Genomic DNA, 24,567 nt, shown 5'->3' with positions numbered 1-24,567 from the left:
GGTCGCGCCTTTCGTGGATCAGCGGGCGATGGCTGTGCGATCCCTGCCCAGGTGGTGGCCTCGCGTGTCGTTCACCACGCCGGGGGAGACCGTCTCCGAGATCCGGTCGGAGATCTCGACGGCGATCGTGACCGGGGTGAGCGCCTTGAGCGACTGCTGCAGGCGCGACCTCCACATGGGATTCCCGACCAAGCTCTCCCGCTTGAAGGTCACGGTCAGGACCGCGGCGTCGAGCGTGCCCTGCCGCGAGACGCCCAGCTCCCAGCCGGAGACTCCGTCGATCTTGTTGAGCGCCCGCTGGATCCGGTTCAGCGACACCCACACCCCGCGTACCAGCACGTGGTCGCCGACCGTGTGCTCGGGGGCGGGGATCGCCTCACCGCCGGAGACCCGGACCACCTGGCCGGTGCGCACCGCCTCCCCGGCCCGCGCGCCGGCGACGACCAGCTCGGCCGGCCCCGAGGCGTACGGCGGTGCCTGCAGCTCGTCCTTCTCCAACGGGGCCAGGCCCACCGAGCCGGGCACGAGCAGGGTCAGCGGCGCCGACTCCGAGGACCGCCAGCCCAGCGGCACCGCGGTGAACGGCGAGCAGTAGACCTCCGTCACCCGGGCCCCGAACTCCGTCGCCAGATGCGCCATCGTGCGGCGCGAGGCGATCTCCCCGGTCAGCACGACGTGCCGCAGGCCCAGGTCCAGCGGGTCCAGCAGGAACTCCAGGTGCAGCCGGGCCAGCAGGTCCATCGCGCCGGTCGGTGTGATCACCAGGGTGGTCGCGCCCAGCGACTCCAGCGCGTGGTGCAGCCTGAGCCTGCCCCGGGGGCCGACGGAGGCGCCCGCCGCCGCGACCTCGGCGGCGGCGCGCGCCCACTGCGGGCCCGCCAGCTCGCCGTCGCCCGACAGCGCCGCCACCACCCGGTCCCGCCCGTCCACGCCCGCCGCCCGCAGTGCGGCGGCGTAGGCGGCGGTCAGCTCGCCCACCTCGCCCGCGGGGGTCACGCTGCCGGCGTCGGCGGAGACCAGCAGCAGCCCGGACGCGCTACGGCCACCGGCGGCGAGGTCGTCCCTGGTCAGCCATACGGAGGGCGCGCCGAGCGGGACGGTTCCCACGGGCGCCGCGTTCGAGGCGGGCGCGGCACCGTCGTCGCGGGCCGCCGGGTTCGTCGTCAATTGATCACCTCGGTCATGAAAAGCCGCATCGACTCGCAGACGTGCTCGTGGGAGAGGCCGCCCACCTGTGCCTGCAGGATCAGGTCGGTGGCTCCGGCCTCGGCGATGCGGGCCGTGGCCTTCCGGGAGCCCTCCACGTCGTCCACCACGACCATGTGGTGCTCGCGGAGCGTGGCCATGGCCTCATCGGGGGGCATGCCGGCCGCGAGCTGACCCAGGACCTTGTGGGTGGCGTGCCGGGCGTCGTAGTAGTCGGGAGGGGTGACCAGGTTGACCTGGCGCCGGATGTACCACAGGACCGGGTCGGAGGCGATCTCGAACGCCCGTTCCTTGGTGCCGCCGACGAACCACGGGATCATCAGCGCGACCCGCCGGCTGTCGGGGTCGAAGCCGTTGTCGGCCAGGCACTGCCGGTAGCTCGCGATGTCCTCGGCGACGTCGTCGAGGCCCTTGAGCATCGTCATGCCCAGCAGGTTGTAACCGTGCCTGGCCGCGGCCAGGTAGCCCTCCAGGGAGGTGGACGCCACCCACACGGGAGGGTGCGGCACCTGGGCAGGCCGGGGGTAGACGGAGACGTCGGGGATCTCGAAGAACTCGTTGGACCGGCTGATCGGCTCGCCGTCGGCGTTCCAGATGGCGAGGGTGGCCTCCAGCGAGTCCTCCCAGATCTGCCGCGACTTCTCGAAGGGCTTCTGGAACGCCTGGTACTCCAGCGGAGACGCGCCCCGTCCGGTGCCGAACTCCACCCGGCCGCCGGAGATGACGTCGAGGGTCGCGACGCGCTCGGCGGTCCTGATGGGCGACTGGAAGGGCAGCAGCACCACGCCCAGGCCGAGGTGGATCCGCTCGGTGCGCTGGGAGACGGCGGCCAGCACGAGGTCGGGGGCCGACGAGTGGGAGAAGCCCCGGGTGAAGTGGTGCTCGACGAACCACGCGGTGTCGAACCCCAGCCGGTCTCCGAGGACCACCTGGTCGATCACGTTGCGGAACGCCTGCTGTTCGACCTCCCGGGAGCGTCCGCGGACCTCCAGCTCGTAGCCCAGGCTGATCCTTAGGGACGTCATCCACGCCTCCGTTGTGTGTCCATCCGACCCCCGGCCGAGGCCCCTCACTTAACCAAGCGCTCGCTTGGCGAGATTACCAGCATGCCGGGACCTCAACAAGCCGACGCGTGAGGCGCCCTCCCTACAGGCCCGCGGCGGCGGCCAGGCGGGCGCGGTGCGTCTGCGGGGTGCCGAGGAGCTGGGCGTCCGAGGTGGCCCGCTTGAAGTAGCGATGGGCCGGATGCTCCCAGGTGACGCCGGTGCCGCCGTGCACCTGGATGTTCTCGCCCGCGGCGGCCAGGTAGGCCTCCGTGCAGTAGGAGCCCGCGACGGCGGCCCGGACGGGAAGTTCCTCCAGCGGGGCGCGCGCGGCGGCCAGGGCGGCCGAGCGGGCCGACTCGACCAGCAGGAGCACGTCGGCGAGCTTGTGCTTGACCGCCTGGAAGGAGCCGATCGGGCGGCCGAACTGGTGGCGCCGTCTCGCGTGGGCCACCGCGGTCTCCAGGCAGCGGTCCGCCCCGCCCACCTGCTCGGCGGCCAGTGCGGCGACCGCCAGGTCGCGGACCCGCTCGTGCGCCGCGCCGGAGCCGATCCGGACGGCGGGGACGGCGTCGAAGGCGAACGCGGTGAGCGGGCGGGTCTGGTCCAGGGTGGGCAACGGCGTGCGAGAGGAGGGGGCGGCCTCGAAGAGCGCGCCGCCCGCGTAGGCCAGCACCAGCTCGCCGTCCAGGGCGTACCGGGCGACCCCGGTCAGCCGGTCGCCGTCCAGCGCCAGCTCGGCGTCGCCGGGGAGCAGCACGGTCGCGGTGACGGTGCCTTCGGCGATCCCGGGGAGCAACCTGGCCATGGCCGCCCGGTCGCCGGCGGCCTTGATCGCCTCCACGGCCAGCACCGCGGTCTGCAGGTAGGGGTGGGGCGACAGGGCGCGGCCGATCTCCTCGCACACGACGGCCGCCTCGGCCATGCCGCAGCTCGCGCCGCCGTACTCCTCGGGGACCGCCAGGCCGGCCACGCCCAGCTCGGCGGCGAACCGGACCCAGGGGGCGTCCGGGTGCCGGGCGAGGAAGGAGCGGACCGCGTCGCGGAGCTCCAGCCGCTCTTCGGAAAGGGGTGGGGAAACGCTCGCGAAAAGACTCACGGCAACAGCATAACCAAGCGCTCGCTTGCCTCGCGAAGTTTGCCTCCCCCTGGGTGTTAGCGCAGGTCAGATATACTGCCGGTGGCCACGAGTACATGTGATCGGGGGATCGGTGGCTTTGGTAGAACGCAACTACACGCTTGACTTCGTTGCGGGGGACCGACGGGATCGCGCCATTCTCCGGCACATGGTCCTCTCGCTCTTCGTGGGGATGCTGCTGGGTGGCGTCGGAGCGCTGTCGGCCTACGGGCCCGGCCTGCCCAACGCGATCTACAACCCGTACGCGTACGTCCTCCTCGCCGTCGTCGTGGGCCGGACCGCGGCCGGTTTCGGCTGGGCGGTGCTCTCCAGCGTGCTCGCCGCGTTCGGAGTGCTGCTCTCGACGCTGAGCGCCACTCTCTTCGAACCGGGGGACTGGCTCACCGGCCTTGGCGACGACGGCGCCACGATGAATCTCACGGTCGTCAATCTCGTGACGATCGGGGTTCTCTCCTACCTCACCAAGCGCCCCGACCGCTGGGGAGGTCTCGCGGCCGGAGGGGCGGTCGGGCTGGCCCTGTTCGAAGGCATCGACAAGTTGATGCCCGGCCCCGAGTTCGTGCCGGGCTTCTGGCCATGGGGAGCGGCGGTCATGCTCGTGCTCGCGGTGGGAATGCTGATCTCACTGGCCCGCAGGCGTGACCGGATCTGCGCCGCGCTGATCGCGCTGGCCCTCGGGGCCTTCCACTTCGTCTTCTTCACCACCGGAATCTAAAGCGGTCGATGGCAGACAATCGGCTTGCCGGACTCGATAGCCTGTAGAGCATCGATCCCCACTAGCTAGGAGTAGCCGTGCTGCTGCGCATGTCGTCGCTGTTTCTTCGAACGCTGAGGGACGACCCGGCAGACGCGGAAGTCCCGAGCCACAAGCTGCTCGTCCGCGCCGGTTACGTCCGCCGCGTCGCCCCCGGCGTCTACTCCTGGCTCCCCCTCGGCAAGACGGTCCTGGAGAACGTCACGCGCGTGGTGCGTGAGGAGATGAACCGCATGGGCGGCCAGGAGGTGCTCTTCCCCGCGCTCCTGCCCCGTGAGTACTACGACGCGACCGGCCGCTGGACCGAGTACGGGGACACGCTCTTCCGCCTCAAGGACCGCAAGGGTGCCGACTACCTGCTCGGTCCCACCCACGAGGAGATGTTCACCGACATGGTCAAGGGGGAGTACTCCTCCTACAAGGACTATCCGGTGACCCTCTACCAGATCCAGACGAAATATCGGGACGAGGCCAGGCCCCGGGCCGGCATCCTGCGCGGGCGCGAGTTCGTCATGAAGGACTCCTACTCCTTCGACCTCGACGACGAGGGTCTCAAGCACTCCTACGAGCGCCACCGCGAGACCTACATCAAGACCTTCGACAGGCTCGGCATCGCCTACAAGATCTGTTTCGCCACGTCAGGCGCGATGGGCGGGTCGGCCTCCGAGGAGTTCCTGGCCCCCGCGGCCACCGGCGAGGACACCTTCGTGGCCTGCCACGACTGCGGCTACGCGGCCAACGCGGAGGCCGTCGTCACCCCCGCCCCGGCCACCGAGGGCGCCGGCGAGCGCCCCGCCATGCGGGTGCTCGACACCCCCGACACCCCGACCATCGAGTCGCTGGTCAACCACGTCAACGAGCACCACGGCCTGGGCATCACCGCCGCCCAGACGCTCAAGAACATCGTGGTCAAGGTGACCGTCCCGGGCTCCGGCAAGACCGAGACCCTGGTCGTCGGCGTGCCCGGCGACCGCGAGGTCGACTTCAAGCGGCTGGAGGCGTCCCTGGCCCCCGGCGAGCCCGCCATCTTCGAGGCCGAGGACTTCGCCAGGCACCCCGGCCTGGTCCGCGGCTACATCGGCCCGCAGGTCCTGCGGGATCTCGGCATCCGCTATCTCGTCGACCCCCGCGTGGTCGACGGCACCGCCTGGGTGACCGGTGCCAACGAGCCGGGCAAACACGCCGCGGACGTCGTCGCGGGCCGCGACTTCGTCGCCGACGGTACGATCGAGGCCGCCGAGGTCCGCGCGGGCGACGCCTGCCCGGTCTGCGGCTCCGGCCTCTCCATCGACCGCGGCATCGAGATCGGCCACATCTTCCAGCTCGGCCGCAAGTACGCCGACGCCGCGAAGCTTGACGCCCTCGGCCCCGACGGCAAGCCGATCCGCATCACCATGGGCTCCTACGGCGTCGGCGTCTCCCGCGCCGTGGCCGTGCTGGCCGAGCAGCGGCACGACGAACTCGGCCTGCGGTGGCCCCGCGAGATCGCCCCGGCCGACGTCCACATCGTGGGCACCGGCAAGGACGGCCAGATCGAGGCCGCTGTGGAGATCGCCGAGGAACTGGAGGGGCGCGGCCTGCGCGTCCTGGTGGACGACCGCCCCGGTGTCTCGCCGGGCGTGAAGTTCAAGGACGCCGAGCTGCTCGGCATGCCGACGATCCTGATCGTCGGCCGGGGTCTCGCCCAGGGCGTCGTGGAGCTGCGTGACCGCGCCACCGGCACCAAGGAGGAGATCCCGCTCGCCGAGGCGGTCGACCGCGTCGTCGCTGCCTGCCGGGAGTGACCCCGCGGGCCCGTCCCGCGTCACCGCGCATGTGAAGGAGCGGCCCACCCGCGCGGGTGGGCCGCTCCTTCGTGTCCGTGGTCCCGTCTCAGCGGTGACGGTAACGGGAACTCCGGCCGATCGTCCTGCCCACGTGGAATCCGCCGGGCAGGTTGACGGTCACGTGTTTGCGGCCGTCGGGAGTTCTCGCGATATGGAATCTGCGATTACCGAAGCCGTGGCCGACCCCTCGTGGAGACAGGTCGATCCGGAAGGGACCGATTTTGATCGACTTTCTGTATCCCCAGCCCATTGTTCTCTCCCCGAACCTCGTGCCGTGTCAGGAGAACGACCGGCGTTCGCGTACGGTTCCCGGGAAACACCCGTCAGCGACGCGCACCGCCGCCGATCGTCTTGCGCCAGTGGAATCCGCCGGGCAGGTTGACGCTCAGCGTGCGGCGCCCATCTGCCGTCTTGGTGACTCTGAAGGCGCGGTTTCCCCAGCTGTGACCCACTCCACTCCGCGAAAGGTTAAGACGGAACGGACCGAACTTCATGGATTTCCGGTATCCCCAGCCCATTGCTCCTCCTCAGGCGTGTTTCACGGAGATTCAGCTACCCGGCAGGCACCGTACAAACATGCTCGAAAGCGGGTTTGAATCTCATTTCACGAACGCCGGGGCCGTAATCAGGCGTCGATACCGCGCTGACCAGCTCGTCACTCCGGGAAACGGGAAAGCGGCCATCGGTGAAAGTCAATCGGTGGCGGTCGCCGGAGGGGAGACGGTGGGTGAGGAGCCCGGGGAGGCGGCGGGCGCGGGCGGCATGCCGGGGAAGGTGTCGATCTCCGGGCGCAGGCTGTAGGAGCGGGTGACGCACTCCTGCATGGCCAGCGCGGCCATCTTGCGCAGCGCAGTGTCGGCGGAGGCCGTCAGCTCCAGGTAGGTGCCGGTCACCCTCCGCTCGACCAGCACGGCCAGCTCCACCGCCTGCGCCGCCGTGGACGGCGTGACCGGGAGCTCGTAGACCGCCGCCGGCTCGGCCGGGGTGCCGCCCATCTTGATGATCATGGCGCGGAGCTGGTCACGGCGGGCGCGGTGGGCGTTGTAGGCCGCCGTCATCTCGGTGCGCAGCCTCCCCGTGCTCCTGGCTCCGATGACTCCGTACGCGTACACGGCGGCGTGCTCGGCCGCCAGCGCCGCTTCGAGTCCCCGGTCGGCCCTCACAGTGATCTCGACAGGGCCAGGGCGTGCGCGGCCTCGCAGGCGCCGATGGACGCGATCAGCTGGGCCAGCGGGGGCGAGGCCCCCTCGACCTGCCGGGCACGGAGCGCGGCCGCCCTGCGCTCCAGATCGCGAAGGGCCCGCACCGACACCTTGCCGCCCGCGGACGCGCCGCCGGAGAGCGAAGGCGAAGGGGTGGGTGTCGCGGAGGCGGAGGCGGCGGGCGGGAGGCGGCGGCGGAGCTCGGCCAGATGGGCCTCGTGCCGCCGCCTGAAGGGCACGAGCCTGGCCGAGGAGGCCGAGGCGTACAGGGCCACTGTCCGCTCCTTGCCCGCGATCAGCTCCCGCAGGAGCACGGTCTCGGGATCGGGACGCTCGGCCACCGGAGGCACCCGTTCCTCGGCGGCGCAGCCCGCGGCGGCCACGGCCGCCACCCCGAGAGCGCCGCCCCGCAACAGGGCGCGCCGGGAGACGGAACGCACGGACGACCTCCGGTTCTGTGTCGGCAGCTGACGCACCTAGCATCGTACGGGCTTGGAATAATGGCACCCACCTCGCTTCTCGGACGGCTCCGCCACACCGAGTGGCGCTGTTTCCACGCCCTGGTGTGGATAGGCTGGTTAATCGCATGGGCGAGGTCCGCCCGGCTGAGATCGTGACAATGGGAGGTCGGCATGGGCAACGCCACATCCCGCGACCGCCTGATGAAGCTTCTGGAACCTGTCGTCGGAGCCGAGGGGCTCGACTTGGAGGACGTCACGGTCACCCCCGCGGGCAAGAGGCGGCTGCTGCGTGTCGTCGTCGACCGTGACGGCGGCGTGAGCCTCGACGACGTCGCGGAGGTCAGCCACGCGGTCTCCGCGACGCTGGACGCCGACGACGCGATGGGAGGCGCCCCGTACGTGCTGGAGGTCTCCTCCCCGGGGGTGGACCGCCCGCTCACCGAGCCGCGCCACTGGCGCCGCGCGGTACGGAGGCTGGTCAAGGCCGACCTGAGGGACGGCACCGCCGTGGAGGGCCGGATCGTCGCCACCGACGAGACCGGCGTGGAGCTGGACGTCGACGGCGCGCCGCGCCGCATCGACTATGAGGACCTGACCCGAGGACGGGTTCAGGTGGAATTCCGCCGGCTCGACGACGCCGAAGACGACGGCGAAGACGGCGACGAGGGCTAAGGGGGAGCCTCGTGGACATCGACATGAGCGTCCTGCGCAGCCTGGAGCGGGAGAAGGACATCTCCTTCGACCTGGTCGTCAAGGCGATCGAGGACGCGCTGCTGATCGCATATTTCCGGAGCGAGGGCGCGGCGGCCAAGGCGCGCGCCGAGCTCGACCGCAAGTCCGGGCACGTGACCATCTTCGCCGCCGAACTCGACTCCGAGAGCGGGGAGGTGCTCAGGGAGTTCGACGACACCCCGGGCAACTTCAGCCGCATCGCCGCGACCACCGCCAAGCAGGTCATCCTGCAGCAGCTCCGTGACGCCGAGGACGAGATCAACTTCGGGGAGTTCGCCAGCCGCGAGGGCGAGCTGGTGGCCGGCGTCATCCAGCAGGGCAAGGACCCGAGGGTGGTCCTGGTCGACCTCGGCAAGATCGAGGCGGTGCTGCCGCACAGCGAGCAGGTCCCGGGTGAGGAGTACGTCCACGGCGAGCGGATCCGCTGTTACGTGGTTCAGGTCAAGAAGGGGCACAAGGGCCCCTCGGTGACCCTGTCGCGCACCCACCCCGGGCTGGTGAAGAAGCTCTTCGCGCTGGAGGTGCCGGAGATCGCCGACGGTACGGTGGAGATCGCCGCCATCGCCCGCGAGGCCGGTCACCGCACCAAGCTCGCGGTCAGGTCGCGGCGGCCGGGGGTGAACGCCAAGGGCGCCTGCATCGGCCCGATGGGCTCGCGCGTGCGCAACGTGATGACCGAGTTGCACGGTGAGAAGATCGACATCATCGACTGGTCGGAGGACCCCGCGGAGTTCGTGGGGAATGCCCTGTCACCGGCGCGTGTTTCCCATGTAGAGGTGATCGACTCTGACGGCCGTGCCGCGCGGGTGACCGTGCCGGACTACCAGCTCTCCCTCGCCATCGGCAAGGAGGGGCAGAACGCCCGGCTGGCCAATCGCCTCACCGGCTGGCGCATCGACATCCGCCCCGACACCCAACCGGGGGACGCGGCAGGTTCCGCAGATGCGTCCACACGGTAAGCTGGAATATGGTGGCCAGGCTGCTCCACTGAGAACGTGTGTGGGGTGCCGGGTTCGCACGGTTTCCTCCGAGCTGCTCCGCCTGGTGGTGGTCGAGGGCGTCATAGTCCCCGACCTGCGAAGACGGCTCCAGGGGCGTGGTGCTTCACTGCATCCAACCCTGAGCTGTCTCGAACTCGCAGAGCGTCGCCGAGCGTTTCCGCGTGCGTTTCGCGTTGCGGTTCCGCTCGACCTGTCGCGGCTGCGTGGCCACCTGGAAGAGCAACAGGCTGAAAGGATCGGGTGAAATGGTTACCGACTGTCATGTAGGACGCCGATTTGATGGGCTGGTCAGATAGCTATGAGCGCCTGATGAGCATGCGGCGATGAGTACGTCAACGTAACGACGGTCCGGCGGCACCGCCTCCCGGGCCGAGACAAGGGAGTGCAGTGGCGAAGGTCCGGGTATACGAGCTCGCCAAGGAGTTCGGTGTGGAGAGCAAGGTCGTCATGGCCAAGCTCCAGGAGATGGGCGAGTTCGTGCGTTCGGCGTCCTCGACTATCGAAGCACCGGTAGTCCGCAGGCTCACGGAAGCGCTGGGCGGCCCCAGTAAGGGTTCGTCCGACAGGGGCAGAGGCCCCAGGCCGCCTCAGGCGGCACCTCGGCCGGGTGACGGCCAGCCGAACGGCGTCTCCTCGGCGCCGACATCCATCCCCAAGCCGGGACCGGCCCCTCGGCCGGGACCGCGACCGGGTCCCGTACCGGCTCGCCCCGCGGCGCCCGCGCCGCAGGCCCCGCCGGTCGTTCCCAGGCCGGAGCCCCAGCAGGCGCAGCCTCCGCAGCCGCCGCGGCAGCAGCCGCCGCAGGTGCAGCCGCCGCGCTTCGAGGCGCCCCGCAGCGACAGCGGCCGCCCGGCGGCCTCCGGTCCCAAGCCGGGCCCGCGGCCCGCTCCGCGCCCCGGTCCGGCGGCGCGCCCCGAGGCACGTCCGGAGGGTCGTCCCTCGGGTGGCCCCGGCGGAGCGCCCTCGGGTCCCAGGCCCGGTGCCGGCGCGGGTGCGCCCAAGCCGGGTCCGCGTCCGGGCCCGCGTGGTCCGCGCCCCGGTAACAACCCGTTCTCGTCGAACGCCAGCGGCATGGGCCAGGCCCGTCCGCCGCGTCCCGGCGGTCCCGGCGGTCCCGGTGGCCCCGGCCGCGACGGCGGCCCCGGCGACAGGGGGCCGCGCCCAGGTCCGCGTGAGGATCGCGGTCCCCGCGAGGGTCGCGACAACGCCGGTCCCCGTCCGCCCGGCGCCCGTTCCGGTCCGCCCGGTGCGGCCGGCCCGCGTCCGGGTCCCGGCGCGGGTGGCCCGCGTCCCGGTGGCGGTGCGGGTGGCCCCGGCGGTCCGCGTCCCGGTGGTCCGCGACCCAGCCCGATGATGATGCCGCAGGGCCGGCCCGCCGGTCCCGGTGGCGGCGCGGGCCGTCCCGGTGGCGGCGCCGGTGCCGGTCGTCCCGGTGGCGGTGCCGGTCGTCCCGGTGGCGGCGGCGGTCGTCCCGGTGGTGGCGGCGGTTTCGCCGGCCGTCCGGGTGGCGGTGGCGGCGCTGGTCGTCCCGGCACCGGAACCGGTGGTCCCGGTGGCGGTGGCGGCGGTTTCGCCGGCCGTCCCGGTGGCGGTGGCCGTGGCCGCGGTGGAGGCACCGCGGGCGCGTTCGGCCGTCCCGGCGGACGTCCGACCCGCGGTCGCAAGTCCAAGCGCCAGCGGCGTCAAGAGTTCGACAACATGCAGGCCCCGGCGATCGGCGGCGTGCAGGCTCCTCGCGGCAACGGGCAGACGATCCGCCTGTCGCGTGGCGCCTCCCTGTCGGACTTCGCCGACAAGATCGGCGCGATCCCGGCGTCCCTGGTGCAGATCATGCTGCACCTGGGCGAGATGGTGACCGCCACGCAGTCGGTAAACGAGGAGACGCTCCAGCTTCTGGCCGCCGAGCTCGACTACAACCTGCTTGTGGTCAGCCCGGAGGAGGAGGACCGCGAGCTCCTGGAGACCTTCGACATCGAGTTCGGCGAGGACGAGGGCGACGAGTCCGACCTGGTCGCGCGCCCGCCGGTGGTGACCGTCATGGGTCACGTCGACCACGGTAAGACCAAGCTGCTCGACGCCATCCGCAACACCAACGAGGTGGCGCAGGAGGCGGGTGGCATCACCCAGCACATCGGTGCCTACCAGATCGCCGCCGAGCACGAGGGCGAGGACCGGAAGATCACCTTCATCGACACCCCGGGTCACGAGGCGTTCACCGCCATGCGTGCCCGAGGTGCCAAGGTGACCGACATCGCCGTCCTGGTCGTCGCGGCCGACGACGGTGTGAAGCCGCAGACCATCGAGGCGCTCAACCACGCCCAGGCGGCCGACGTGCCGATCGTCGTCGCGGTGAACAAGGTCGACAAGGAGGGGGCGGACCCGAGCAAGGTGCGCGCCCAGCTCACCGAGTACGGCCTGGTCGCCGAGGAGTACGGCGGCACCACGATGTTCGTCGACATCTCCGCCAAGAACGGGACCGGCATCGAGAACCTGCTCGAGGCCATCCTGCTCACCGCGGACGCCGAGCTCGACCTGCGGGCCAACGACACGATGGACGCGCAGGGCGTCGCCATCGAGGCACACCTCGACAAGGGCCGTGGTCCGGTCGCGACCGTGCTGGTCCAGCGCGGCACGCTCCGGGTCGGCGACTCGATCGTCTGTGGCGAGGCCTTCGGCCGCGTCCGGGCGATGCTCGACGACAAGGGCGAGGCGATCCAGGAGGCCGACCCGTCCCGTCCGGTGGCGGTCCTCGGTCTGACCGCGGTGCCGGGTGCCGGTGACAACTTCATCGTCGTCACCGACGACCGGATGGCACGCCAGATCGCCCAGCAGCGCGCGGCGCGCAAGCGCATCGCGGACATGGCCAAGTCCGGCCGTCGCCGTACCCTCGAAGAGCTCTTCAGCGAGATGGAGAAGGGCCAGGTCGACGAGCTCAAGCTCATCATCAAGGGTGACGTCTCCGGTTCCGTCGAGGCTCTGGAAGACGCGCTGCTCAAGATCGACGTCGGTGACGAGGTGCGCCTGCGGGTGCTCCACCGCGCCGTCGGTGCGATCACCGAGTACGACGTCAACCTGGCGGTCGCCGACGACAACGCGGTCATCATCGGCTTCAACGTGCGTCCCGAGGTCAGGGCGCGCGACCTGGCCGAGCGCGAGGGCGTCGACATCCGCTACTACTCGGTCATCTACCAGGCGATCGAGGAGATCGAGGCGGCCCTCAAGGGCATGCTCAAGCCGGAGTTCGAAGAGGTCCAGATGGGCACCGCGGAAGTCCGCGAGGTCTTCAAGGTGCCGAAGATCGGCAACATCGCCGGTGCTCTGGTCCGCTCGGGCACGATCGTCCGCAACAGCAAGGCCCGTCTCATCCGCGGCGGGGTCGTCATCTCCGACAACCTCACCGTCTCCTCGCTGCGTCGCTTCAAGGACGACGCGACCGAGGTGCGCGAAGGGTTCGAGTGCGGTATCGGTGTCGGCTACAGCGACATCAAGATCGACGACGTCATCGAGACCTTCGAGATGCGGGAGAAGCCGCGCGCCTGATGCCAGGACAAGGCGACAGGGCCGTCCCGCCGGCCGCCCCCTCCGGGGCGGCCGGCGGGCGGTCGGCCTCTGAGGTGGCACAGTGACGATCGTGGCGGGTGATCCACTATGTATGTAGGTGCCCTGACATTGGACATCCTGCTCGGCGAGGTCCACTCGCTGAAGCAGAAGCGCTCGGTGGTGCGTCCCATCGTCGCCGAGGTGCAGCGACGGTTCCCGGGCGTGGCCGTGGCGGAGACCGGTCATCTCGACCTGCACCGCCGTACCGAGATCGGGATCGCGGTCGTCTCCGCCACCGCGGCCAACTGCGGTGCGGTGCTGGACGACTGCGAGCGGCTGATCGCCTTCCGCCCGGAGATCGAGTTGCTGTCCGCCAGACACCGGCTCTACAACGAGGACGAAGACTAGGTGTGGAGACGGCCGGCGGCGGAGGCACCCCTCCCGCTCCGGCCGTTCCCACAAGAAGGGGGGAGCTATGGACGCCGCACGAGCACGCAAGATCGCCGACCGGATCCAGCAGGTCGTGGCGGAGATGCTGGAGCGCCGGATCAAGGACCCCAGGCTGGGGTTCGTGACCGTGACGGACACGCGGATCACCAACGACCTGAGCGACGCCACGGTGTTCTACACCGTTTTCGGCTCCGAGGCGGAGCGAGCCGACTCCGCCCTGGCGCTGGAGAGCGCCAAGGGGCTCATCCGTTCGGAGGTGGGCCGCCAGACGGGTCTGCGGCACACGCCGACGCTGACATTCACCCACGACCCGCTCCCGGACACCGCCCGTCACCTGGAGGACCTGCTCGCCGAGGCGAAGGCCAGGGACGTGGAGATCGCCAAGCGGGCCGAGGGGGCCCTGCACGCGGGGGACGCCGACCCCTACCGCAAGCCCGAGGACAGGGACCACGATTTCGAGGACGAAGAGGACGAATCCTCGGAGCGTGCGGGACGCTCCGCGACGTGACGCCCGATCCGCGTGACGACGGCCCGGTCTCCGGTCAGGACTGGGACCGGGCCGTCGAGCTCATCTCGGCCGCGGACGAGGTCGCGCTGGCCTGTCATGTCTCGCCCGACGGTGACGCGCTCGGTTCCACGCTGGCCGTCGGGCTCGCGCTGCGCGCGGCGGGCAAGCGGGTCACCGCGTCCTTCGGTGACCGGAGTTTCCAGGTGCCCAGGCTGCTCCGCTTCCTGCCGGGGCAGGACCTGCTGACCGACCCCGCGCACTATCCCGCGGTGCCCGAGGTGATGGTCACCTTCGACGTCCCCACCGTCGAGCGCCTTGGCACGCTGGCCGGAAACGCGGTCAGGGCACGAGAGCTGATCGTGCTGGACCACCACCCGTCCAACACCGGGTTCGGCACGCTCAACCTGATCGATCCCGCCGCCGCCGCCACCGCCGTGCTCGCCGAGGAGTTGATTCGCAGGCTCGGCCTGCCGATCGACGCGGCCATCGCGACCTGCCTGTACGTCGGGCTCGTCACCGACACCGGCTCGTTCCGGCACTCCTCCACCACCCCGCGGGCGCACGCCATGGCCGCCCGGCTGGTGGCATGCGGGCCTGACCCCGAGCAGATCGCCCGCGAGCTGTGGGACCGCTCCCCGTTCGGCTACCTGAAGGTGCTCGGTGCCGCGCTGGAACGGGTTCGGCTGGAGCCCGAGGTGGGCGGTGGCCTGGTCTGGACGTTCGTCACCCGGGCCGACCGGGCCGCGCACGGGCTGCCGTACGACGAGGTGGAGGGGATCATCGACGTGGTCCGGCGCACCAACGAGGCGGACGTCGCCGCGATCCTCAAGGAGGACGACGAGGGTGCCTGGCAGGTCTCGACACGCTCCAAGGGCGGGGTGGACGTCTCGCGCGTCTGTGCCGAACTGGGCGGCGGCGGGCACGCCAAGGCGGCGGGTTTCACCTCCCACCTGCCCGTCGAGGAGACGATCGCCAGTCTCCGGGCACTGCTGTAGAACTCCCCTGACACGTCTGTCAAAGGAATCCCATTGAGCACGGCTCGCGCCAAGCGCACCCCGCCGCCGAGCGGGCTGATCATCGTCGACAAGCCCGCCGAGTGGACCTCGCACGATGTCGTGGCCAAGCTCCGCGGCATCGCGGGCACCCGCAAGGTCGGCCACGCGGGCACCCTCGACCCGATGGCCACCGGGGTGCTGGTGGTCGGCGTCGAGAAGGCCACCCGGCTGCTCGGCCACCTCGCGCTCACCGAGAAGGGCTACGACGCCACGATCCGCCTCGGCCAGACCACCAACACCGACGACGCCGAGGGGGAGATCATCGCTACGGCGTCGGCGGCGGGTGTCGCCGAGGAGGACGTCCGCAAGGGGGTCGCCGCACTGACCGGTCCGATCATGCAGATCCCGCCGCAGGTCAGCGCCATCAAGGTGAACGGCGAACGAGCCTACAAGCGAGCCAGGGCGGGGGAGGAGGTCGCGCTCAAGCCGCGCCCGGTGACCGTGTCGGGTTTCGAGATCACCGCGGTGCGACGGCACGGTGACCTCGTCGACGTCGACGCCTCGGTCTCCTGCTCCAGCGGCACCTACATCCGCGCGCTCGCCCGCGACCTGGGCGCCGGCCTGGGCGTCGGAGGTCACCTGACCGCGCTGCGCCGTACCAGGGTGGGCCCCTACGACCTGTCGGCGGCCCACACCCTGGAGGGGCTCGCCGCCGAGTGCGTGATCCTGCCGATGGCCGACGCCGTCGCGGCGGCCTTTCCCCGCCGGGATGTGACCGCGGCGGAGGCGGGCTCCGTCGCGCACGGTGGCCGGCTTCCCGCGCTGGGCATGGGGGAGGGGCCCATCGGGGTGTTCGGCCCCGACGGCACGCTGGTGGCGCTGGTGGAGGAGCACGGCAAGATCGCCAAGTCCCTGGCGGTGTTCGTCCCCTGACGGCCGTACCGTGGTGGGTGCGCCTTCGACCGACGTCAGGGGGCGCGCCGACGCCAAGGGGCTCCCCGATTGGGGAGGAAGTCCAAGAGCATGGCAGGCTTTAGGGGTCGATCCGCTACAAGGGGAAGAGGCTGCGGTGCGAGGCTGGCACGGATTGGACGACGTGCCCGAGGACTGGGGCAGGTCCGTCGTCACGATCGGCGTCTTCGACGGCGTTCACCGCGGGCATCAGCAGATGGTGGCTAGAGCCGTCGCGATGGCCGCAGATCTTGGTGTGCCCTCGGTGGTGGTGACCTTCGACCCGCATCCGGAGGAGGTGGTGCGGCCCGGCACGCACCCTCCGAGGCTGACGACGGCCAGGCACCGCACCGAGCTTCTGGCCGGGCTGGGGGTCGACGCGGTGTGCGTCCTGCCGTTCACCCTGGAGTTCTCCCGGATGAGCCCCGACGAGTTCGTGCAGACCGTGCTCGTCGACCGGCTGCACGCCGCCGGGGTCGTGGTGGGGGAGAACTTCCGCTTCGGCCACAAGGCCTCCGGCGACGTGGAGACGCTGCGCACCCTCGGCGAGAAGTACGACTTCGTGGCCGAGGCGGTCCCGCTGGTCAGCGACGGTGAGACGATCTCCTCCACGCTGATCCGCGAGCAGATCGCCTCCGGTGACATGGAGGCGGTCAGGCTGACGCTCGGCCGCCCGCACCGGGTCGAGGGTGTGGTGGTCCGCGGCTACCAGCGCGGCCGGCAGCTCGGTTTCCCGACGGCCAACCTGGAGTCGCCGGAGTTCACCGCGATCCCCGCCGACGGTGTCTACGCCGGTTGGCTGCAGGGCGTCGAGACCGGCAACCTGCCCGCCGTGTACGGGGGCGAGCGCTGGCCCGCGGCGATCTCCGTGGGTACCAATCCGACCTTCGAGGGCGTGCCCCGAACCGTCGAGGCGTACGCGCTCGACCGTGACGACCTCGACCTCTACGGCGCGCATGTGGCCGTCGACTTCGGGCCGAGGCTTCGCGGCAACACCAGGTTCGACTCGATCGAGGCGCTCATCGAGCAGATCCACGCGGACGTGGACGAGGTGCGGCGCCTGACAGGCTGATCTCTCCCGTGCCGGTCCCCGTGCCACAAGGCCGTCACCGTCCCCGTGGGGCCCCTTCGAGGGGCGGTTCCCGGGAACCGGAACCATGGTGCTCCCGCATGATGTGCGGGGGCTGCGAGGCCGATGGTAGCCTGGCATGTCAGCTCTGTAATCGGTGTTCTCGTGATCCCGATGCTGATCTCGCCACGGCGACTGTAGGCACGCACGGTCGTTCGGGGAGCCGGAATTGCGCGTGCCCGTAGAGGTTCAAGGAGAGAAGTGTCGCTCGACACCGCCGCAAAGAAGCAGATCATCGGTGACTACGCCAAGGGTGAGACCGACACCGGTTCCCCCGAGGTGCAGATCGCGCTGCTGAGCAAGCGCATCAGCGAGCTCACCGAGCACCTGAAGGTGCACAAGCACGACCACCACAGCCGTCGCGGTCTGCTGCTGCTCGTCGGCCGCCGCCGCCGGCTGCTGAAGTACCTGCAGAGCAAGGACATCGCGCGCTACCGTTCGCTCATCGAGCGGCTCGGCCTGCGCCGATAGAGTCATGAGGGAGCGGCCCGCGTGCCGCTCCCTCATCTCATATGGCTCGGTGTCGGCGCGTCGCGCCATGAAGACACCGTTCCAGTGAGCAAACTGAATAGCCGAGACAGTGCCCCGCGTCCGCAAGCAAGCGCGCCCCACGGCGTCGGAGGGCCGGTCCTCGGTAGTGGCCCCCGGTCATCTTGGCACAAGCCATACGGAACCGGGCGCTTCGATCGAAGACCGGCGCTGCACCTACGGGGAGCCGGCAACACGACGAACCAGGCGCGCACGTGCGTCTGGCCGGACGCGGGCGACCGACCCACAAGGAGGTCCCCCGTGGAGGGTGTCCACAGCAGCGAAGCCGTTATAGACAACGGTTCATTCGGCACGCGTACCATCCGGTTCGAGACCGGGCGGCTCGCGCGCCAGGCGGCGGGTTCCGCCGTCGTCTACCTCGATGACGACACGATGGTCCTCTCCGCGACCACCGCGTCCAAGAATCCCAAGGAGAACCTCGACTTCTTCCCCCTCACGGTGGACGTCGAGGAGCGGATGTACGCCGCGGGCCGCATTCCCGGCTCGTTCTTCCGGCGTGAGGGCCGTCCCTCCGAGGACGCCATCCTCACCTGCCGCCTGATCGACCGGCCGCTGCGCCCCTCGTTCGTCAAGGGCCTGCGCAACGAGATCCAGGTGGTCGCCACCATCATGGCGCTCCACCCCGAACACCTGTACGACGTCATCGCGATCAACGCCGCGTCCCTCTCCACCCAGCTGGCGGGGCTGCCCTTCTCCGGCCCGATCGGCGGCGTCCGCGTCGCGCTGATCGAGGGCCAGTGGGTCGCCTTCCCGACCAACTCCGAGCTGGCGAACGCCACCTTCGACATGGTGGTCGCGGGCCGCGTGCTCGACGACGGCGACGTCGCGATCATGATGGTCGAGGCCGAGTCCACCCGCGACACGCTCAAGCTCGTCGCCGAGGGGGCCACGGCGCCGACCGAGGAGACCGTGGCGCAGGGCCTGGAGGCCTCCAAGCCGTTCATCAAGGTGCTCTGCGAGGCGCAGGCCAAGGTCGCGAAGGTCGCCGCCAAGGAGACCGCCGAGTACCCGCTCTTCCTCGACTACCAGGACGACGTCCTGGAGGCCGTGACCGGCGCGATCAAGAGCGAGCTCGCCGCCGCGCTGACCATCGCGGGCAAGCAGGAGCGCGAGACCGAGCTCGACCGGGTCAAGGCCCTGGCGATGGAGAAGGTCGGACCCGACTTCGAGGGCCGCGAGAAGGAGATCAGCGCCGCCTTCAGGTCGCTGACCAAGAAGCTCATGCGCGAGCGCGTCATCGCCGAGGGCGTCCGTATCGACGGCCGTGGAGTCAAGGACATCAGGCAGCTCAGCGCCGAGGTCCACGTCGTGCCCCGGGTGCACGGTTCGGCCCTGTTCGAGCGCGGTGAGACCCAGATCCTGGGCATCACCACCCTCAACATGCTGCGCATGGAGCAGATGATCGACACGCTCAACCCCGAGCGCACCAAGCGCTACATGCACAACTACAACTTCCCGCCCTACTCCACCGGCGAGACCGGCCGGGTGGGTTCTCCCAAGCGGCGCGAGATCGGCCACGGCGCGCTCGCCGAGCGGGCGCTGCTGCCCGTCCTGCCGCTGCGCGAGGAGTTCCCCTACGCGATCCGTCAGGTCTCCGAGGCGCTGGGTTCCAACGGCTCGACCTCCATGGGCTCGGTCTGCGCCTCGACGATGGCGCTGCTCGACGCGGGTGTCCCGCTCAAGGGCATCGTCGCGGGCATCGCGATGGGGCTCATCAACGAGGGCGACCAGTACGTCACGCTGACCGACATCCTCGGGGCCGAGGACGCCATGGGCGACATGGACTTCAAGGTCGCCGGCACCAAGGACGTCATCACCGCGCTCCAGCTCGACACCAAGCTGGACGGCATCCCGGCCTCCGTGCTGGCGGCCGCGCTGAAGCAGGCCAAGGGCGCCCGCCTGGCCATCATCGACGTGATGCAGGAGGCCATCGACTCCCCGGCGGAGATGAACGTCACGGCCCCGCGCATCATCACGATCAAGATTCCGGTGGACAAGATCGGAGAGGTCATCGGCCCGAAGGGCAAGATGATCAACCAGATCCAGGACGACACCGGCGCCGAGATCACCCTCGAGGACGACGGAACCATCTACATCGGCGCCACCGACGGCCCGTCCGCCGAGGCGGCCAGGTCGGCGATCAACGCCATCGCGAACCCGCACATGCCGGAGGTCGGAGAGCGCTACCTGGGCACGGTCGTCAAGATCGCCGCCTTCGGCGCCTTCGTCTCCCTCATGCCGGGCAAGGACGGCCTCCTGCACGTCTCCCAGATCCGCAAGCTGCACGGTGGCAAGCGCATCGAGAACGTCGAGGACGTCATGAACGTCGGTGAGAAGATCCAGGTGGAGATCGCCGAGATCGACTCGCGCGGCAAGCTCTCCCTGGTGCCCGTCGAGGTCATCGAGAAGGAGGCCGCGGCCAAGGCCGAGGCCGGCGACTCCGACACCTCCGCGGCCCCGCAGGCCGAGGCGCCCGCCGACGACCGGCCGCGCGAGGAGCGGCCCCGCCGCACCCGTACCCGCAGCAGCGGCAGCCGTGGCGGAGGGGAAGACCGCAACTCGTGATCACCACCACTCTGCACCCCGGTAAGGACGGCGCCGGGGTGGTGAAGCGCACCGTCCTCCCCGGTGGGCTCCGGGTGGTGACCGAGTCCATGCCGACCGTGCGTTCCGTCGCGGTCGGCATGTGGGTCGGCATCGGATCGAGAGACGAGTCCCCCCGGCACATGGGCTCCTCCCACTTCCTTGAGCACCTGCTGTTCAAGGGGACTCCCACGCGGGACGCGCTGGAGATCTCCGCGGCCATCGAGGGTATCGGCGGCGAGATCAACGCCTTCACCGCCAAGGAGTACACCTGCTACTACGCGCGGGTCCTCGATGAGGACCTGCGGGTGGCGATCGACGTGCTCGCCGATGTGGTGACCTCCTCGCTCATCACCCCCGAGGACGTCGAGGCCGAGCGGGGCGTGATCCTGGAGGAGATCGCCATGCACGACGACGACCCCTCCGACGTGGTGCACGAGCAGTTCTCCGCCGAGCTGTACGGCGACACGCCCGTCGGCAGGCCGATCCTCGGCACCGTCGAGTCGATCACCGCGGTCACCCGCGACCGGATCGCCGAGTACTACCGGCGCTACTACCTGCCCACCCACACCGTGGTGTCGGTGGCGGGCAACATCGACCACGAGCGGGTCGTGGCCCTGGTCGCCGCGGCCTACGAGCGGGCGGGGGCCCTGGGCGGGGACGCCTCGCCGGTTCTCCCGCGCCTGTCGGGGCCCGGTGTCGAGGCCCGCTCGGGTATCCGGGTGGTGCACCGGCCGACCGAGCAGGCCAACCTGGTCCTCGGTACGACCGCGCTGACCCGCACCGACGATCGCCGCTTCGCGCTCGGCGTGCTCAACGCGGCGCTCGGCGGCGGCATGTCGTCGCGGCTGTTCCAGGAGATCAGGGAGAAGAGGGGGCTCGCCTACTCGGCCTACTCCTACACCTCCGCTCTCGCCGACACCGGCCAGTTCGGCATCTACGTCGGCTGCCTGCCGTCGAAGATCGACGACGTGCTGAAGATCTGCCGCGAGGAGGTGCTCCGCGTGATCGCCGACGGCATCACCGAGGAGGAGATCGCCCGGGGCAAGGGGCAGATGCGCGGTGGTCTCGTGCTCGGCCTGGAGGACACCGGCTCCCGGATGTCCAGGATCGGCAAGGGCGAGCTGGTCTTCGACGAGCTGCTCTCGGTCGACGACCTGCTCGGCAGGATCGACGCGGTGACCCCTGAGGAGATCACCGCGGTCGCCGCGGACGTCCTCAACCGCCCGATGTCCCTCGCGGTCATCGGCCCCTACGACGAGGACAGGGACTTCAGCGAGGTTCTGGCCGGCTGACGACCCCGTCTGCGAGCGGCCCCGGCGTTTCCCACGCCGGGGCCGCCCGCGTCTCCGAGACCGCTCCCCGGCCCCCGTACGGCCCGTCCGGCGCGGGGGGCGGACGGTGGTCCGCGACGGCCCGGCGGGCCCGCACGGTATAGCCTTGGGGCCGTGATCAGGGTTGGAGTTCTCGGCGCCCGAGGGCGCGTCGGTGTCGAAGTGTGCAGGGCCGTCGAGGCGGCGGACGATCTGGAGCTGGTCGCGGCGGTCGACCAGGGCGACCCGATCGAGGAGCTGGAGCGCGCCGAGGTGGTGGTCGACTTCACCCACCCCGACGTCGTCATGGACAACCTCAAGTGGTGCATCTCTCACGGCGTCCACCCGGTGGTCGGCACCACGGGCTTCGACGCCGGGCGGCTGGCGACGGTCAGGGGCTGGCTGGACGCCAACCCGGGCGTCAACGCGCTGATCGCCCCCAACTTCGGCATCGCGGCGGTGCTCATGATGCACTTCGCCCAGCGGGCCGCCCGCTACTTCGAGTCCGCCGAGATCGTCGAGCTGCACCACCCCAACAAGGCGGACGCACCCTCGGGCACCGCCCGCCACACCGCCGAGCTGATCGCCGAGGCCCGGCGTAAGGCCGGTTCCGCGCCGATGCCCGACGCCACCAGCACGGAGCTGGACGGGGCCCGCGGCGCCGACGTCGACGGGGTGCGGGTGCACGCGGTACGGCTGGCCGGGCTCATCGCCCACCAGGAGGTCATCCTGGGCGGCGCCGGCGAGATCCTGACCATCCGTCACGACACGATGAACCGCTCGTCGTTCACCCCCGGCGTGCTCCTGGGCGTGCGCCGGGTCCGCGAGCTCCCCGGCCTGACCGTCGGGCTGGAGCCCCTGCTCGACCTCTGACGGCTGCGAGACGGTCCGTCGTTCCGGTGAGGTCCCTCCGGGACCTCACCGGAACCCCTGCGCGGGAGCCGTTCGTTGCGTGACCATGACGGAATCCAAGCTTTCCTGCCCGCTCTGCCATGGCACCGAGTTCCAGAAGGAGAAGGGCAGGCTCGACAGCCGCTGGGGCGTCACCTCCCACCGGGTAACGCTTATGATCTGCGCACGGTGCCGCTATATCCTCCAGTTCTATGACAAGCATTCGATCTTCGACTTCGACTGAGGTCCGCTGGGCGCGGTCGGAGGAGTTGTCCGGGCTGGCGGCGGTGGAACTCGCGGCCGACGGGCTGTTCGCCGAGGTCGGGATCACCTTCCCGCCGGGGACCACGATGATCGAGGAGACCGAGGACCCCGGCCGGGTGCTCGTCGCGGGTGACCCGCCGATCGGGTTCGCCATGGTCGGCCTGGTCGACGGGCAGCTCCACCTCGACCAGCTCGCCGTCCATCCCGGCCACGGGCGCAGGGGAGTCGGCGGGCGCCTGCTGGAGGCCGTCTGTGACCACGCGGTCTCGGCCGGTCTGGCCGCCGTGACGCTGACGACCTACCGCGACGTGTCCTGGAACGCTCCCTGGTACGCCCGGCACGGCTTCGCCGTGCTCGACCCCGCCGAGTGGGGTCCGGAGCTGGTGGAGCTGGTGCGCCACGAGCGGGAGTCGGGCATCGAGATCGCTCCCCGCGTCGTGATGCGCCGCGTCCTCTGAGCCGCCCGCCGCCCCTCCGGCAGAAGCGGGGAGGCGTCCCAGGGTGGGTCAGAGCGCCAGGCCGATGGTCAGCAGCAGCCCGTACCCGAGCTGGAAGCGGCCCGTCTGTTGGAGCGTCGTGATGAGCGCCGGGCCCGTGGCGCCCGCCCGGACCGCCTTCACCGGGGCGACGGCGAGCGGGGCGGCGAGCAGCGCCAGCGCCGCGAACGGCTGCCAGGGCGCCAGTGCGGGGGCGATCAGCAGGGGCAGGACCAGGCAGAGGGTGTAGAGGACGCGGGTGCGGCGATCGCCGAGCACCACGGCCATGGTGCGCTTGCCCGCCGGGCCGTCGGTCACGATGTCGCGCAGGTTGTTGACCACGAGCATCGCGCAGGCCAGCAGGCCCGCCGGGACGGCCGCCGCCACCGCGAGCGGGGGCAGGTACTCGAGCTGGACGTACGTGGTGCCCGCCACGGCCACCAGACCGAAGAAGACGAACACCGAGATCTCGCCGAGCGCGCGGTAGCCGTACGGTTTGGAGCCGCCGGTGTAGAACCAGGCGGCGGCGATCGCCGCGGCGCCGACCAGCAGCAGCCACCACGCCCCGGTGGCCACGACGAGCACCAGTCCCACCAGCGCGGCGGCGAGGAAGCAGGCGAGGGCCGCGGCGAGGACCTGGCGGGGCGGCGCGGCACCCGAGCCGACCAGGCGCATCGGGCCGACCCGGCCCTCGTCGGTGCCGCGCACCCCGTCGCTGTAGTCGTTGGCGTAGTTGACGCCCACCTGGAGGGCGAGAGCCACGAACAGGGCCAGCAGGGCCCGCCACCACACCCCTCCGCCGTATCCGATCGCGACTCCGGTGCCGATGGCGACGGGGACGACGGCGGCGGGAAGGGTGCGTGGACGTGCTCCGGCGATCCACTGGCTCGGGGTGGCCATGGGGGTGCGGTGTTCCTCTCCGGCTCTAGCTGATGTCGGTCGCCAGGCGGATCATCCGCACCGTACGGCCCATGTCGATGACCCGTTCGGCTCCGTCGGCACCCCAACCGGCGGACTCCAGGAAGCCGAGTACCGCGTAGTTGTCGGCGAACACCCAGGTCACGATGGTGTGGTAGCCGTCGTCACGAAGGTAGTCGACGGTGGCGTTGAGCAGCCGGCTACCGTGACCGCGCCGGACGTGGTCGGGGTCGATGAGGAAGGTGAGCATCTCGCCGGCGATGGTCGGGTCGAGGTCGGGGTCCTCTGCCGGGGCGTGCGAGGCCAGGCCCGCGACCTTCTCGGCGCCCTGCATCGCCGCCATGGCCTCGATGCCGCCGGGGCCGAGCGCGGGGAAGGCGTCGGTGTCGAGGACCACCTGCTCCACGGCCACCAGCACGCGGTGCCGGGAGCTGGGTGGCGAGGTGATCGCGTCGTCCCACTGCTGCCGCCACATGTTCTCGGCCGCTGGACCGGTCATCTGCTCCAGCGGTCCTTCGGGAAGGAAATCCCGGTAGCCGTACTTCCAGGCGCGGATCTGGGTGCTCGTCACCGCGGCGACATCCTCGTGCCGAGCCGCCCGCACGCCTACGTCTGCCATCTCGGCCCGCTCCTTCTC

General features: G+C 70.7%; 26 protein-coding genes. 17 read left to right on the top strand and 9 right to left on the bottom strand.

Features of this window, described 5'->3' with window-relative positions; all coding sequences use genetic code 11:
* Positions 1-18: 18 nt before the first annotated feature.
* The 3 genes from ACFQVD_RS20715 to ACFQVD_RS20705 all read right to left on the bottom strand — a co-directional run bounded on the left by ACFQVD_RS20715 (position 19) and on the right by ACFQVD_RS20705 (position 3,348).
* Positions 19-1,167 (bottom strand): hypothetical protein, encoded by a 1,149-nt coding sequence (locus ACFQVD_RS20715; RefSeq protein ID WP_364149260.1) that lies wholly within the window; start codon positions 1,165-1,167, stop codon positions 19-21.
* Entirely contained in the window at positions 1,164-2,231 is a 1,068-nt protein-coding gene (locus ACFQVD_RS20710) for an LLM class flavin-dependent oxidoreductase (protein WP_343968942.1), read from the bottom strand. Before ACFQVD_RS20710 ends, ACFQVD_RS20715 begins: the two co-directional genes overlap by 4 nt.
* A 121-nt stretch (positions 2,232-2,352) precedes the next feature.
* Positions 2,353-3,348, bottom strand: coding sequence for an acyl-CoA dehydrogenase family protein (locus tag ACFQVD_RS20705; protein ID WP_343968944.1), 996 nt, complete (start codon positions 3,346-3,348; stop codon positions 2,353-2,355).
* 187 nt (positions 3,349-3,535) lie between these two features.
* Between ACFQVD_RS20705 and ACFQVD_RS20700 the strand changes: the two genes are divergently transcribed.
* Together ACFQVD_RS20700 and ACFQVD_RS20695 are read left to right on the top strand one after the other, a co-directional pair.
* Entirely contained in the window at positions 3,536-4,102 is a 567-nt protein-coding gene (locus ACFQVD_RS20700; RefSeq protein ID WP_343968946.1) for a hypothetical protein, read from the top strand.
* A gap of 77 nt (positions 4,103-4,179) precedes the next feature.
* Positions 4,180-5,925 carry a proline--tRNA ligase gene (locus ACFQVD_RS20695; protein ID WP_343968948.1) on the top strand — a complete coding sequence of 582 codons (1,746 nt, stop codon included), beginning with the start codon at positions 4,180-4,182 and terminating at the stop codon, positions 5,923-5,925.
* An 88-nt stretch (positions 5,926-6,013) separates the two neighbouring features.
* On the opposite strand, the gene ACFQVD_RS20690 is transcribed toward ACFQVD_RS20695, so the two are convergent.
* The 4 genes from ACFQVD_RS20690 to ACFQVD_RS20675 form a co-directional block, all read right to left on the bottom strand.
* Complete coding sequence (locus ACFQVD_RS20690; RefSeq protein ID WP_343968950.1) at positions 6,014-6,217, bottom strand: DUF4236 domain-containing protein; 204 nt, start codon at positions 6,215-6,217, stop codon at positions 6,014-6,016.
* A gap of 73 nt (positions 6,218-6,290) precedes the next feature.
* A complete protein-coding gene (locus ACFQVD_RS20685; protein WP_343968952.1) occupies positions 6,291-6,485 on the bottom strand; it encodes a DUF4236 domain-containing protein in 195 nt (64 codons plus the stop codon).
* A gap of 174 nt (positions 6,486-6,659) precedes the next feature.
* Complete coding sequence (locus tag ACFQVD_RS20680; RefSeq protein WP_343968954.1) at positions 6,660-7,130, bottom strand: ferritin-like domain-containing protein; 471 nt, start codon at positions 7,128-7,130, stop codon at positions 6,660-6,662.
* Positions 7,127-7,609, bottom strand: a complete 483-nt coding sequence (locus ACFQVD_RS20675; RefSeq protein WP_343968956.1) for a hypothetical protein — start codon at positions 7,607-7,609, stop codon at positions 7,127-7,129. The genes ACFQVD_RS20680 and ACFQVD_RS20675 overlap by 4 nt, the downstream gene beginning before the upstream one ends.
* Before the next feature lie 192 nt (positions 7,610-7,801).
* Between ACFQVD_RS20675 and rimP the strand changes: the two genes are divergently transcribed.
* The 15 genes from rimP (at position 7,802) to ACFQVD_RS20600 (ending at position 22,994) form a co-directional block, all read left to right on the top strand.
* Positions 7,802-8,302 carry a ribosome maturation factor RimP gene (gene rimP, locus ACFQVD_RS20670; protein WP_343968958.1) on the top strand — a complete coding sequence of 167 codons (501 nt, stop codon included), beginning with the start codon at positions 7,802-7,804 and terminating at the stop codon, positions 8,300-8,302.
* A gap of 11 nt (positions 8,303-8,313) precedes the next feature.
* Positions 8,314-9,321, top strand: coding sequence for a transcription termination factor NusA (gene nusA / locus ACFQVD_RS20665; protein ID WP_343968960.1), 1,008 nt, complete (start codon positions 8,314-8,316; stop codon positions 9,319-9,321).
* Positions 9,305-9,607, top strand: a complete 303-nt coding sequence (locus ACFQVD_RS20660) for a YlxR family protein (protein WP_343968962.1) — start codon at positions 9,305-9,307, stop codon at positions 9,605-9,607. The genes nusA and ACFQVD_RS20660 overlap by 17 nt, the downstream gene beginning before the upstream one ends.
* Positions 9,608-9,750: 143 nt before the next feature.
* Complete coding sequence (gene infB / locus ACFQVD_RS20655) at positions 9,751-12,903, top strand: translation initiation factor IF-2 (protein ID WP_386271791.1); 3,153 nt, start codon at positions 9,751-9,753, stop codon at positions 12,901-12,903.
* A gap of 108 nt (positions 12,904-13,011) precedes the next feature.
* A complete protein-coding gene (locus ACFQVD_RS20650) occupies positions 13,012-13,311 on the top strand; it encodes a DUF503 domain-containing protein (protein WP_030904200.1) in 300 nt (99 codons plus the stop codon).
* Between the two features lie 67 nt (positions 13,312-13,378).
* Positions 13,379-13,861 carry a 30S ribosome-binding factor RbfA gene (gene rbfA / locus ACFQVD_RS20645; protein ID WP_030904199.1) on the top strand — a complete coding sequence of 161 codons (483 nt, stop codon included), beginning with the start codon at positions 13,379-13,381 and terminating at the stop codon, positions 13,859-13,861.
* On the top strand, positions 13,858-14,856 hold the full coding sequence (locus ACFQVD_RS20640) for a DHH family phosphoesterase (RefSeq protein WP_343973853.1): 999 nt from the start codon (positions 13,858-13,860) through the stop codon (positions 14,854-14,856). Before rbfA ends, ACFQVD_RS20640 begins: the two co-directional genes overlap by 4 nt.
* Before the next feature lie 33 nt (positions 14,857-14,889).
* Positions 14,890-15,789 (top strand): tRNA pseudouridine(55) synthase TruB, encoded by a 900-nt coding sequence (gene truB / locus ACFQVD_RS20635; protein WP_343973850.1) that lies wholly within the window; start codon positions 14,890-14,892, stop codon positions 15,787-15,789.
* Between the two features lie 136 nt (positions 15,790-15,925).
* Positions 15,926-16,879, top strand: coding sequence for a bifunctional riboflavin kinase/FAD synthetase (locus ACFQVD_RS20630; protein ID WP_343973847.1), 954 nt, complete (start codon positions 15,926-15,928; stop codon positions 16,877-16,879).
* Positions 16,880-17,137: 258 nt separating this feature from the next.
* Positions 17,138-17,407, top strand: a complete 270-nt coding sequence (gene rpsO, locus ACFQVD_RS20625) for a 30S ribosomal protein S15 (protein ID WP_030904195.1) — start codon at positions 17,138-17,140, stop codon at positions 17,405-17,407.
* Positions 17,408-17,725: 318 nt separating this feature from the next.
* A complete protein-coding gene (locus ACFQVD_RS20620) occupies positions 17,726-20,050 on the top strand; it encodes a polyribonucleotide nucleotidyltransferase (RefSeq protein ID WP_343973843.1) in 2,325 nt (774 codons plus the stop codon).
* Entirely contained in the window at positions 20,050-21,363 is a 1,314-nt protein-coding gene (locus tag ACFQVD_RS20615) for a M16 family metallopeptidase (protein ID WP_343973866.1), read from the top strand. The genes ACFQVD_RS20620 and ACFQVD_RS20615 overlap by 1 nt, the downstream gene beginning before the upstream one ends.
* Positions 21,364-21,516: 153 nt before the next feature.
* Positions 21,517-22,254 carry a 4-hydroxy-tetrahydrodipicolinate reductase gene (gene dapB / locus ACFQVD_RS20610; RefSeq protein WP_343973840.1) on the top strand — a complete coding sequence of 246 codons (738 nt, stop codon included), beginning with the start codon at positions 21,517-21,519 and terminating at the stop codon, positions 22,252-22,254.
* A gap of 79 nt (positions 22,255-22,333) precedes the next feature.
* A complete protein-coding gene (locus ACFQVD_RS20605; RefSeq protein WP_343973837.1) occupies positions 22,334-22,516 on the top strand; it encodes a hypothetical protein in 183 nt (60 codons plus the stop codon).
* Positions 22,485-22,994 carry a GNAT family N-acetyltransferase gene (locus ACFQVD_RS20600; RefSeq protein ID WP_386271787.1) on the top strand — a complete coding sequence of 170 codons (510 nt, stop codon included), beginning with the start codon at positions 22,485-22,487 and terminating at the stop codon, positions 22,992-22,994. Before ACFQVD_RS20605 ends, ACFQVD_RS20600 begins: the two co-directional genes overlap by 32 nt.
* A 48-nt stretch (positions 22,995-23,042) precedes the next feature.
* Here ACFQVD_RS20600 and ACFQVD_RS20595 read toward each other — a convergent pair whose 3' ends face one another.
* Complete coding sequence (locus ACFQVD_RS20595; RefSeq protein WP_343973831.1) at positions 23,043-23,912, bottom strand: 1,4-dihydroxy-2-naphthoate polyprenyltransferase; 870 nt, start codon at positions 23,910-23,912, stop codon at positions 23,043-23,045.
* A 25-nt stretch (positions 23,913-23,937) separates the two neighbouring features.
* On the bottom strand, positions 23,938-24,549 hold the full coding sequence (locus tag ACFQVD_RS20590; RefSeq protein WP_030904184.1) for a GNAT family N-acetyltransferase: 612 nt from the start codon (positions 24,547-24,549) through the stop codon (positions 23,938-23,940).
* Positions 24,550-24,567: the final 18 nt, after the last annotated feature.

This window comes from Streptosporangium amethystogenes subsp. fukuiense (assembly GCF_042665875.1).
Taxonomy (GTDB): Bacteria; Actinomycetota; Actinomycetes; order Streptosporangiales; family Streptosporangiaceae; genus Streptosporangium; species Streptosporangium fukuiense.
This window is presented reverse-complemented; position numbering and strand designations above follow the sequence as displayed.

What these genes read in the sequence shown, in the direction of transcription:
- ACFQVD_RS20710 (WP_343968942.1), bottom strand. Translation starts at nt 2,231, where the DNA reads ATGACGTCCCTAAGGATCAGCCTGGGCTACGAGCTGGAGGTCCGCGGA.
- ACFQVD_RS20700 (WP_343968946.1), top strand. Translation starts at nt 3,536, where the DNA reads ATGGTCCTCTCGCTCTTCGTGGGGATGCTGCTGGGTGGCGTCGGAGCG.
- ACFQVD_RS20690 (WP_343968950.1), bottom strand. Translation starts at nt 6,217, where the DNA reads ATGGGCTGGGGATACAGAAAGTCGATCAAAATCGGTCCCTTCCGGATC.
- ACFQVD_RS20685 (WP_343968952.1), bottom strand. Translation starts at nt 6,485, where the DNA reads ATGGGCTGGGGATACCGGAAATCCATGAAGTTCGGTCCGTTCCGTCTT.
- rimP (WP_343968958.1), top strand. Translation starts at nt 7,802, where the DNA reads ATGGGCAACGCCACATCCCGCGACCGCCTGATGAAGCTTCTGGAACCT.
- ACFQVD_RS20660 (WP_343968962.1), top strand. Translation starts at nt 9,305, where the DNA reads ATGCGTCCACACGGTAAGCTGGAATATGGTGGCCAGGCTGCTCCACTG.
- ACFQVD_RS20650 (WP_030904200.1), top strand. Translation starts at nt 13,012, where the DNA reads ATGTATGTAGGTGCCCTGACATTGGACATCCTGCTCGGCGAGGTCCAC.
- rbfA (WP_030904199.1), top strand. Translation starts at nt 13,379, where the DNA reads ATGGACGCCGCACGAGCACGCAAGATCGCCGACCGGATCCAGCAGGTC.
- ACFQVD_RS20600 (WP_386271787.1), top strand. Translation starts at nt 22,485, where the DNA reads ATGACAAGCATTCGATCTTCGACTTCGACTGAGGTCCGCTGGGCGCGG.
- ACFQVD_RS20595 (WP_343973831.1), bottom strand. Translation starts at nt 23,912, where the DNA reads ATGGCCACCCCGAGCCAGTGGATCGCCGGAGCACGTCCACGCACCCTT.
- ACFQVD_RS20590 (WP_030904184.1), bottom strand. Translation starts at nt 24,549, where the DNA reads ATGGCAGACGTAGGCGTGCGGGCGGCTCGGCACGAGGATGTCGCCGCG.